This window comes from Streptomyces sp. SID14436 (genome assembly GCF_010548465.1).
GTDB lineage: Bacteria > Actinomycetota > Actinomycetes > Streptomycetales > Streptomycetaceae > Streptomyces.
The window spans coordinates 1-8282 of sequence record NZ_JAAGMD010000731.1 but is presented as its reverse complement, the minus strand read 5'-3'; the positions used below and the strand labels follow the sequence as shown (position 1 = coordinate 8282).

General features: G+C 73.6%; 10 protein-coding genes. 3 read left to right on the top strand and 7 right to left on the bottom strand.

Annotated features, from left to right (window positions below; translation table 11 throughout):
- Positions 1-533: aminoglycoside phosphotransferase family protein (locus tag G3I53_RS26595; RefSeq protein WP_239064133.1), on the top strand; the 533-nt coding region annotated here is incomplete at its 5' end.
- Between the two features lie 145 nt (positions 534-678).
- On the opposite strand, the gene G3I53_RS26590 is transcribed toward G3I53_RS26595, so the two are convergent.
- Genes G3I53_RS26590 through G3I53_RS26580 form a run of 3 tightly spaced genes read right to left on the bottom strand, consistent with a single transcriptional unit; the run spans position 679 to position 2638 of the window.
- The gene (locus G3I53_RS26590) at positions 679-1227 is read right to left on the bottom strand and encodes a hypothetical protein (RefSeq protein WP_164438849.1); all 549 of its coding nucleotides are present in this window, start codon (positions 1225-1227) and stop codon (positions 679-681) included.
- A complete protein-coding gene (locus tag G3I53_RS34490) occupies positions 1224-2060 on the bottom strand; it encodes a BN159_2729 family protein (protein ID WP_164438848.1) in 837 nt (278 codons plus the stop codon). The genes G3I53_RS26590 and G3I53_RS34490 overlap by 4 nt, the downstream gene beginning before the upstream one ends.
- On the bottom strand, positions 2057-2638 hold the full coding sequence (locus tag G3I53_RS26580) for a sigma-70 family RNA polymerase sigma factor (RefSeq protein WP_164338585.1): 582 nt from the start codon (positions 2636-2638) through the stop codon (positions 2057-2059). Before G3I53_RS26580 ends, G3I53_RS34490 begins: the two co-directional genes overlap by 4 nt.
- Positions 2639-3056: 418 nt before the next feature.
- Here G3I53_RS26580 and G3I53_RS26575 point away from each other — a divergent pair, with 418 nt between their 5' ends.
- Both G3I53_RS26575 and G3I53_RS26570 read left to right on the top strand, forming a co-directional pair.
- Entirely contained in the window at positions 3057-3479 is a 423-nt protein-coding gene (locus G3I53_RS26575) for a helix-turn-helix domain-containing protein (RefSeq protein ID WP_164338584.1), read from the top strand.
- A 143-nt stretch (positions 3480-3622) separates the two neighbouring features.
- Positions 3623-3868: a hypothetical protein gene (locus G3I53_RS26570; RefSeq protein WP_164338583.1), complete on the top strand. Its 246-nt coding sequence runs from the start codon at positions 3623-3625 to the stop codon at positions 3866-3868.
- 69 nt (positions 3869-3937) lie between these two features.
- Here G3I53_RS26570 and G3I53_RS26565 read toward each other — a convergent pair whose 3' ends face one another.
- The 4 genes from G3I53_RS26565 to ispG all read right to left on the bottom strand — a co-directional run.
- Positions 3938-5641 carry a proline--tRNA ligase gene (locus G3I53_RS26565; protein ID WP_164438847.1) on the bottom strand — a complete coding sequence of 568 codons (1704 nt, stop codon included), beginning with the start codon at positions 5639-5641 and terminating at the stop codon, positions 3938-3940.
- Positions 5642-5749: 108 nt separating this feature from the next.
- Positions 5750-6334, bottom strand: a complete 585-nt coding sequence (locus tag G3I53_RS26560) for a GNAT family N-acetyltransferase (RefSeq protein ID WP_164438846.1) — start codon at positions 6332-6334, stop codon at positions 5750-5752.
- 53 nt (positions 6335-6387) lie between these two features.
- Positions 6388-7236, bottom strand: coding sequence for a GNAT family N-acetyltransferase (locus G3I53_RS26555; protein WP_164350287.1), 849 nt, complete (start codon positions 7234-7236; stop codon positions 6388-6390).
- Positions 7237-7416: 180 nt separating this feature from the next.
- Positions 7417-8282, bottom strand: an 866-nt coding sequence (gene ispG / locus G3I53_RS26550; protein WP_164438845.1) for a flavodoxin-dependent (E)-4-hydroxy-3-methylbut-2-enyl-diphosphate synthase, incomplete at its 5' end; no start/stop codon positions are given.

Genomic DNA, 8282 nt, shown 5'->3' with positions numbered 1-8282 from the left:
GGGCGCTGCTGGAGGCGGCGGGGACGCTGCGCCGCCTGTGGGTGCCGCCGCCGGGGGACCACGTCTTCGAGACGGTGGCCGAGCGGACCGGCCGGCAGGCCGAGGCGATGCGGGCGGGTGCCGCGGCGGCCCCGGAGGCGGCCCCGCTGGTGCGGGCGGCGCTGGACGCGCGGGAGGAACTGCTGGCCGCACCGCCCGAACAGCGGCTGCTGCACGGCACGTTCCGGCAGAGCAAGGTACTGGCGGCGGAGCGGCTGCCGTGGCTGGCGGTGGGTCCGGACCCGGTGGTCGGCGAGTGCGCCTTCGACCTGGCCCGGCTGGTGCGCGACCGGGTGGAGGACCTGATCGCCCAGCCGTCGGGGGCCGCGACGACGCGCCGCCGGGTGAAGCGTCTCGCGGAGTCCCTGGAGGTGGACCAGGAGCGGCTGCGCGGCTGGACCCTGTTCCGCGCGGTGGAGTCGGGTGTGCGCGCCCGGCGCGTGGGCCGCGCGCAGGACGCGGAGCTGCTGCTGGAGTTCGCCACCTGGCTCTGACTCCTGGGGTTCTCGGGCGCGGTGGGCGCGCGGGCGGACGCGCCCCCCTGCCGGTTGTGGCGGCAGGGGGGCGCCGGTGGTCCGGCCGGCGTGCCTCCCGAGCTTGCCGACCGGAGTCCTCCCCCGGGTGTGGGCCGGCGACGGTTCACGGGCCGGGCGGGGGCCCCGGTGGCCGGCGTCCGGCCGCCGCGGCGAGACCGGCCGACAGAGTTCCCTCGCAGGCCAGCAGCTGCGTGTGGCGACGGATGACCGCGTCCTGGGCGGGGTCGTCGCCGTCGGACGCCGGGTGCGGGGCGGTTTCGGCACCGGGGGGCACGTGGGCGAAGAGGGCGAGGTCGCCCGGTGCTATCCGCCACGACAGGTGCCACCCGCCGGCGACCAGGCACAGGCGGTGGGCGCCGTCGTGCCCCTGCCCCGGGCCGGTGAGGGGGGTGAGGACCGCGCTGGCCGGATGCAGCGCGGCGAGCCAGGCCAGGAGGTGGGCCCGCTCCCGCTGGGCGCGGCCCAGGTGGCGTTCGTAGGAGTCGGCGTGCTGCTGCCAGCGCGCCAGCCGCTGTCTGCTGACGGCGAGTTCGTGCTGGAGGCGCAGCCGTTCCTCGGTCTCCCGGCGGCGGGCCCCGCGGTGCCGCAGCAGCCGCCGGATCAGGCCGTCGTGACGTCGTCCGGGCGCCCCCACGGCGGCCGGGGACCTCACCGGTCCCCCTCGGCCGCCGGCAGGGTCGCGCGGACGGGGGTGAGCGGGCCCGCGTACTCGGCCACGTTGGCGAGGGAGCAGCGTTCCGGGCGGCCGTCCACGGACAGCAGGGGCATCCCGTCGGGGGTGCGCAGACCCTGGAAGTACCAGGTCTCGCCGTGGGCGTCGCGGTGCGGGAGTCCCAGGTCGTACGTGACGTCGCCGTACCGGTAGGTCCGGTCGGCCGCCCCGTCCGTGTCCTGCCGGGGCGTGTCGTCCGGGCCGTGGACGAAGACGGTCACGCGGACTCCGTCGCGCAGGCCCTCGCCGGCCGGGCTGCCGGGGCCGGGCTGTCCGCCGGCCGCGGTGATCCCGAAGTAGGCGCACCACGCGTCCCAGCGGTCGAACGGGGGACCCAGGCCGAGGAGGACGCGCACGGTGTCGCCGTCGGCCCGGACGCCCCGCACGTCCGGATGGGTGCCGACCTCGTGCTCGACGGCCCGGGCCACGGCGCGTGCCCTGGCCTCGGCCGCGTCCCGGGCCGGGTCCGCGTCCGCCGGGCAGGCGGGCGCCGGTACGGCACGGAGGTGGCCGGCGGCCGGGAGCGGTGCGAGGGCCGCCGGGGGTTCCACGGGCCCGGCGGGGCGGGGCAGGAGGGCGGCCGGGAGGGCGACGGCGATGATCTGGCCGGGGCGGTGGGCCGCCACGGTCACCCGCACGACGGAGACGGTGTGGACGACGGGGTGGGCGTACCCCGGGGACTCGTCCGCCGTCAGGGGGTGGGCGTACGCCGCCGGCGGGTCCGCCGCCGCCCGGAGGTGCTGGTCCACGGCGTGGAGGGGGTGGTCGTTCATGACGGCACCGCCCCCGCCGCCCAGCGCAGTTTGTGCATGGCGCGATGGGTCAGCGCTTTGACGGCGCCGACGGTGCGGCCCATGGCGTGGGCGGTCTCCTCGGCGGACAGCCCGCCGAGGAAGCGCAGTTCCACGCAGTGCCGTTGGGGCGGCGCGAGGGTGCGCAGGGCGCGCCGCACGGTCTCGCCTGCCTCCACGGCGTCCAGTTCGCGCAGCACCAGCGATTCGGTGCCGGGGCCGGGCTGCTCCGGGTCGCGGAACTCGGGGACGAGGGTCTCCCACCGGGTCCGGCTGCGGCCCACCTCGTCGAGGTGGAGGTTGCGGGCGATGGTGGTGAGCCAGGCCACCGGGTCGGTGCCCCGCCAGGCGAAGCCGCCGATGCCGCGCAGGGCGCGCGCGAACACCTCCTGGGTGAGGTCCTCGGCCAGGTGCCGGTCCCTGGTGCGGCACAGCAGGTAGCGGTACACGAATGCGTAGTGCTCGCGGTAGAGGTGGGCGAACGCCTCCCTGTCCCCGGTGCGGGCACGAGCGAGCCACGCGGGCTCCGGGGTGGTCCCCCTGCCGGTCTGTAAGGACACGGTCGGTACTCCTTCGGCTTCGACGTCTGTTCGGTGGGACGGGTGCCCGGTGCGCCGGGGCCCGCGAGGGTGCGCAGAGCGGTACGCTGCCTGCGATCTTCATGTGGATGTGGATTTCTCGACCGGCCTCGAGCGAGGGCCCCACCACCCGAGAGGGCCCGTCCGACCGGGGCGGCCCGGCCGCCCGCGCCCGGCCGCCGCCGACGCGGCCGGACGTCCGGCTTCCCGAAACCGTCTACAGTCTCCGTGTGGATGTAGATCGTGTCAAGGTGCGGGAGACATACTCCGGACACGGAGTGAAGAAGCTGTGACGGAGTTGCGCGCGAGCGGCTGGAATGCGCGGGCGCACACCGCATGACCGGCCATCGATCTGCGATCTACTTGCGCTTGTAGATGGCCATGGCCGATCCTCTGACGTGTGACAAGCCGAGAGACACCCCCCTCCTCCCCCGACGCCGGTGACACCCCCGAGCGTCCGGGCGAGGATCTGGCGGCACTGCTCGAACGACTCCTCGCACAGTCCCCGGGCCGCAGCCAGAAGGACCTGGCCCGCGAGGCCGGCATCTCCTACCAGACGCTCAACGCCTGGATGAACCGCACCCGGGGCACCTCCCGCATCTCCCCGGAGCGCCTGCGGGCCATGGTCGAGGTGTTCCGCCGCTGGGGGGTGCGCACGACACCCAAGGAGTTCTTCGAGGCCGTCGGACGTCCGGTGCCCGGGCCCGGCCGCGACGAGCGCGAGGCCCGGCTGCTCAAGCTCTACCGCCAGCTGCCGGAGGCCCGCCAGCGCGCCCTGATCAAGGACGCCGAAGCCATGCTCCAGGTCAGCCGGATCTCCTGAGCCCCACCCGTGGCGCACCGCCGCACACGACCGACCAATGCACCGAAAACCCCACAGGTGCACCGGCGCATCGCTACCATCGGATGGCCGCTGGCCTCCCGAAGCGACACTTCATGCCGTTGTGCATCCCTGGGGAGACAGTCATGTGCATCCACGTGTTCGTGGCGGACGATCTGCCGGACATCGTCGTGTGGGATCCCGACGAAGTCAGCGTCCTGGTGGCGCGGGGTTCCCAGATGCTCGACGTCGTCCGGGAACTGCGGGCGCTGCTGACCATCGACCTCGGCGCTCCCGAGGGATCCGGCACCGCGCTGCTGTGCTTCTGCGGTGCCCGGCTGGAACTCCCCGCCGGCCTCGCCGGCCGGCCGGTCCCGGCCGGGGCCCGCTGACCGGGCCGGGCCGGGACCGCACGGCGCCCCCGGCCCGGAACGGGCGGCCGGAGGCGCCGGCGGAACGTCTCAGAGGGCGGTCAGGCGGGCGACGGCCTCCTCGACCGTCAGTTCCTCGCGCTCGCCGGTCCGGCGGTCCTTCAGCTCCACGACGCCCTCGGCGGCACGCCGCCCGGCGACCAGGATCTGCGGGACACCGATCAGCTCGGAGTCGGTGAACTTCACCCCCGGGGAGACCCCGGCCCGGTCGTCCACCAGGACCCGGACACCGGCCGCGGCCAGCTTCGCGGAGACGTCCAGGGCCAGCTCGGTCTGCAGGGCCTTGCCCGCGGCGACCACGTGCACGTCCGCGGGCGCGACCTCCTTGGACCAGATCAGGCCCTTGTCGTCGGCGTGCTGCTCGGCGAGGGCCGCGACCGCGCGGGACACGCCGATGCCGTAGGAACCCATGGTGACCCGGACCGGCTTGCCGTTCTGGCCGAGCACGTCCAGCTTCAGGGCGTCGGTGTACTTGCGGCCGAGCTGGAAGATGTGACCGATCTCGATGGCCCGGTCCAGCCGCAGCCCGGTGCCGCACTTCGGGCAGGGGTCGCCGTCCTGCGCGACGACGACGTCCACGTACGCGTCGACCTCGAAGTCCCTGCCGGCGACGACGTTCTTCGCGTGGGTGTCGGCCTTGTTGGCGCCCGTGATCCAGGAGGTGCCCGGCGCCACGCGCGGGTCGGCGAGGTAGCGGACCTTCTCCAGGCCCTGCGGGCCGACGTAGCCGCGGACCAGGTCGGGGCGGGCCGCGAAGTCCGCCTCCGTGACCAGCTCCACCTCGGCGGGCGCGAAGTGCGCCTCCAGCTTGCCCATGTCGACCTCGCGGTCACCGGGCACGCCCACGGCGACGATCTCCCCGTCCACCTTCACCAGCAGGTTCTTCAGGGTGGCGGAGGCCGGCACCCCCAGGGAGGCGGCGAGGGTCTCGATGGTGGGGGTCTCCGGGGTCGGGATGTCCTGCGCCGCGGGCACGCCCGAACCGTCGACCGGCCGCACCTCGTACGTGATCGCCTCGGTGTTCGCGGCGAAGTCGCAGTTCGGGCAGTCGGCGAACACGTCCTCGCCGGCCTCCGCCGGGACGAGGAACTCCTCGGACTTCGAGCCGCCCATCGCGCCGGCCGTGGCCGCGCAGATGCGGTAGTCCAGGCCCAGCCGCTCGAAGATGCGCTGGTACGCCTGACGGTGCAGGACGTAGGACTCGCCGAGCCCCTCGTCGGTGACGTCGAACGAGTAGGAGTCCTTCATCAGGAACTCGCGGCCGCGCAGGATGCCCGCCCGGGGACGTGCCTCGTCACGGTACTTGGTCTGGATCTGGTAGAGGATCACCGGCAGGTCCTTGTAGGAGGACGCCTGGTCCTTCACCAGCAGGGTGAAGATCTCCTCGTGCGTCGGGCCGAGGAGGTAGTCGCCGCCCTTGCGGTCCTTCAGGCGGAACAGCTCGCCGCCGTACTCGTCCCAGCGGCCGGTCGCCTCGTAGGGCTCGCGCGGCAGCAGGGCGGGCAGCAGCACCTCCTGGGCGCCGATGGCGTCCATCTCCTCGCGGACGATCCGCTCGACGTTCGCGAGCACCTTCTTCCCCAGCGGCAGCCAGCTCCAGATGCCGGCGGCGGTACGGCGCACGTAGCCCGCGCGGACGAGCAGCTTGTGGCTGAGGACCTCGGCGTCCGCCGGGTCGTCGCGCAGCGTCTTCGCCATCAACTGGGACATGCGCTGGACCGGTGCGTTCGCCATGGCTCTCGTACTCCTGCTGCTGTGGGTCCCCCGGGCCCGGACGCAGCCGGGAGGGGGGCTGGGTGATGACGAGAGGTTAGCCGGGCGGGACGGGACGGCGGAAATCGGTTATGACCCGGGCCGCGGGGTGCGCAGCAGCGGCAGGGGCGCGCCCATCACGGCGTAGGGCTTGGTGGCGCTCGGGAAGTGGACCTGGCGGGCCAGGTCGCGGTAGCCGAGGGAGCGGTAGAGGCGGCGGGCGGGGCTCTCCACGTCGATCGCCGAGAGGATCGAGCGGGGCTCGTCGGCGCCGTCGGTGATCGTGGTGATCAGGGCGCGGCCGATGCCGTGCTGCTGGTGCCGCGGGTGGACGTGCAGTTCGGTGATGACGAAGGAGTCGTCGAGCCAGTCGGCGTGGCCGAGGGAGCGCAGATAGGGCTCCACCACGGTGGACCACCAGTGGCCGCGGTCGTTGGGCATGCCGTAGACGAATCCGACGAGCCGTCCGGAGGCGGTGGTCGCGCCGAACGCGCGGGCCCCGGGGAGGGTCATGTGGCGCAGCACGATCTGCCGGCGTACGGCCACCTCGTCCGGGCCGAGGCCGAACGCCATCGCCTGGACCGCCAGCGCCGCGTCGACGTGGGCGGTGAGGTCGAGGGGGCCGATCACGATGTCGTCGGCGTGGGGGCGGCCGTGACCGGGAAAGCGCAGCATGCGGGGAGACTACAGGGCGTCCGGGCCGGTCAGAACGGCTCGGCGGGCCGGGCTCAGAACAGCACGCTCATGAACGCGCCGACCTCCCGGAAACCCACCCGGCGGTAGGTGCGGCGGGCGGGGGTGTTGAAGTCGTTGACGTAGAGGCTGACGACGGGGGCGATGTCGGCGAGGGCGTAGCGCAGGACGGCGGCCATGCCGGGGGCGGCCACCCCGGTGCCCCGGTGCTCGGGGGCGACCCAGACGCCCTGGATCTGGCAGGCGCGGTCGGTCGCGGCACCGATCTCGGCTTTGAAGACCACTTTGCCGTCGGCGTCGAACCGGGCGAAGGAACGTCCCGCCCCGACGAGTTCGGCGACCCGGGCCTGGTAGAGCAGGCCGCCGTCGCCGGCCAGCGGGGAGATGCCGACCTCCTCGGTGAACATGGCGACGCAGGCCGGCATGATCGCTTCCATCTCGTCCTTGCGGACGCGCCGGACGTAGGGGTCCGGGGCGACGTGCTCGGCCGCGCGGTCGGTGACCATGAGCGGCTGGTGGGCGCGGACCTCCCGGGCCGGGCCCCACTGGGGTTCCAGCAGCCGCCACAGCTCGGCGGTGGGGCCGGCCGGGCCGACGATGGAGGAGCAGCGGCGGCCGGCCCGCCGGGCCCGGTCGGCGAAGGCGCGCACGGCCCGGGGGGTGGCGCAGATGGGGACCAGGTTGGCGCCCGCGTAGCACAGGGAGGTCAGCATGCCGCCCTCGTACCAGCCCCACATCTCGCCGCCGAGCCGCCAGGGATCCAGGCCCGCGACCTGCACCCGGGACGTGACGAAGGCGTTCGCGACCGGCTCGCGGTCGAGGACCGCGAGGGCGGCGTCCAGGTCGCTCGGTTCGAGGACCCGGGAGGTGGTCTGCGTCAACACGCGCGGGGGCCTCACACACTGGGGTCTGCTGGTTTCCGCACTGTACCTGCGGAGCCGCATGTGCGCCGCATCGTGCCGGTGCCTGCCGGATTGTCTTCGGCGCCCCCGGCGGCTCGCGGGCCGGCGGGCCCGGCCCGGCCGGGGCGGGCCCGGCCGGGTTCTCGCAGGAAGGGGGCGGGGTCAGCCGGCGACGGAGATCTCGGGTTCGCCCGAGGGGATGCCGTCCTTCTGCATCTGTTCGGCGATCCGCATCGCCTCTTCGATCAGGGTCTCCACGATCTTCGACTCCGGCACCGTCTTGATGACCTCGCCCTTGACGAAGATCTGCCCCTTGCCGTTGCCCGACGCCACGCCCAGATCGGCCTCACGGGCCTCACCCGGACCGTTGACGACACAGCCCATCACCGCCACCCGCAACGGCACGTCCATCCCCGTCAGACCCGCCGTGACCTCCTCGGCCAGCTTGTACACATCCACCTGCGCCCGCCCGCACGACGGACACGACACGATCTCCAGACCCCGCTGCCGCAGCCCCAGCGACTCCAGGATCTGATTGCCGACCTTGATCTCCTCCACCGGCGGCGCCGACAACGACACCCGGATCGTGTCCCCGATCCCCTGCGACAGCAACGCACCGAACGCCACCGCCGACTTCACCGTCCCCTGGAACGCCGGACCCGCCTCCGTCACCCCCAGATGCAACGGATAGTCGCACTGCTCCGCCAGCTGCCGGTACGCCTCGATCATCACCACCGGGTCGTTGTGCTTCACCGAGATCTTGATGTCCCGGAACCCGTGCTCCTCGAACAGCGACGCCTCCCACAGCGCCGACTCCACCAGCGCCTCCGGCGTCGCCTTGCCGTACTTCTGCAGCAGCCGCCGGTCCAGCGACCCCGCGTTCACCCCGATCCGGATCGGCGTGCCCCGCTCCCCCGCCGCCCGCGCGATCTCCTTGACCTGATCGTCGAACTTCTTGATGTTGCCCGGATTCACCCGCACCGCCGCGCACCCGGCCTCGATCGCCGCGAACACGTACTTCGGCTGGA

Bases quoted from the DNA above. Each gene is read 5' to 3' on its own strand.
- G3I53_RS34490 (WP_164438848.1), bottom strand. From the start codon at position 2,060: ATGAACGACCACCCCCTCCACGCCGTGGACCAGCACCTCCGGGCGGCG.
- G3I53_RS26560 (WP_164438846.1), bottom strand. From the start codon at position 6,334: ATGCTGCGCTTTCCCGGTCACGGCCGCCCCCACGCCGACGACATCGTG.
- G3I53_RS26565 (WP_164438847.1), bottom strand. From the start codon at position 5,641: ATGGCGAACGCACCGGTCCAGCGCATGTCCCAGTTGATGGCGAAGACG.
- G3I53_RS26570 (WP_164338583.1), top strand. From the start codon at position 3,623: ATGTGCATCCACGTGTTCGTGGCGGACGATCTGCCGGACATCGTCGTG.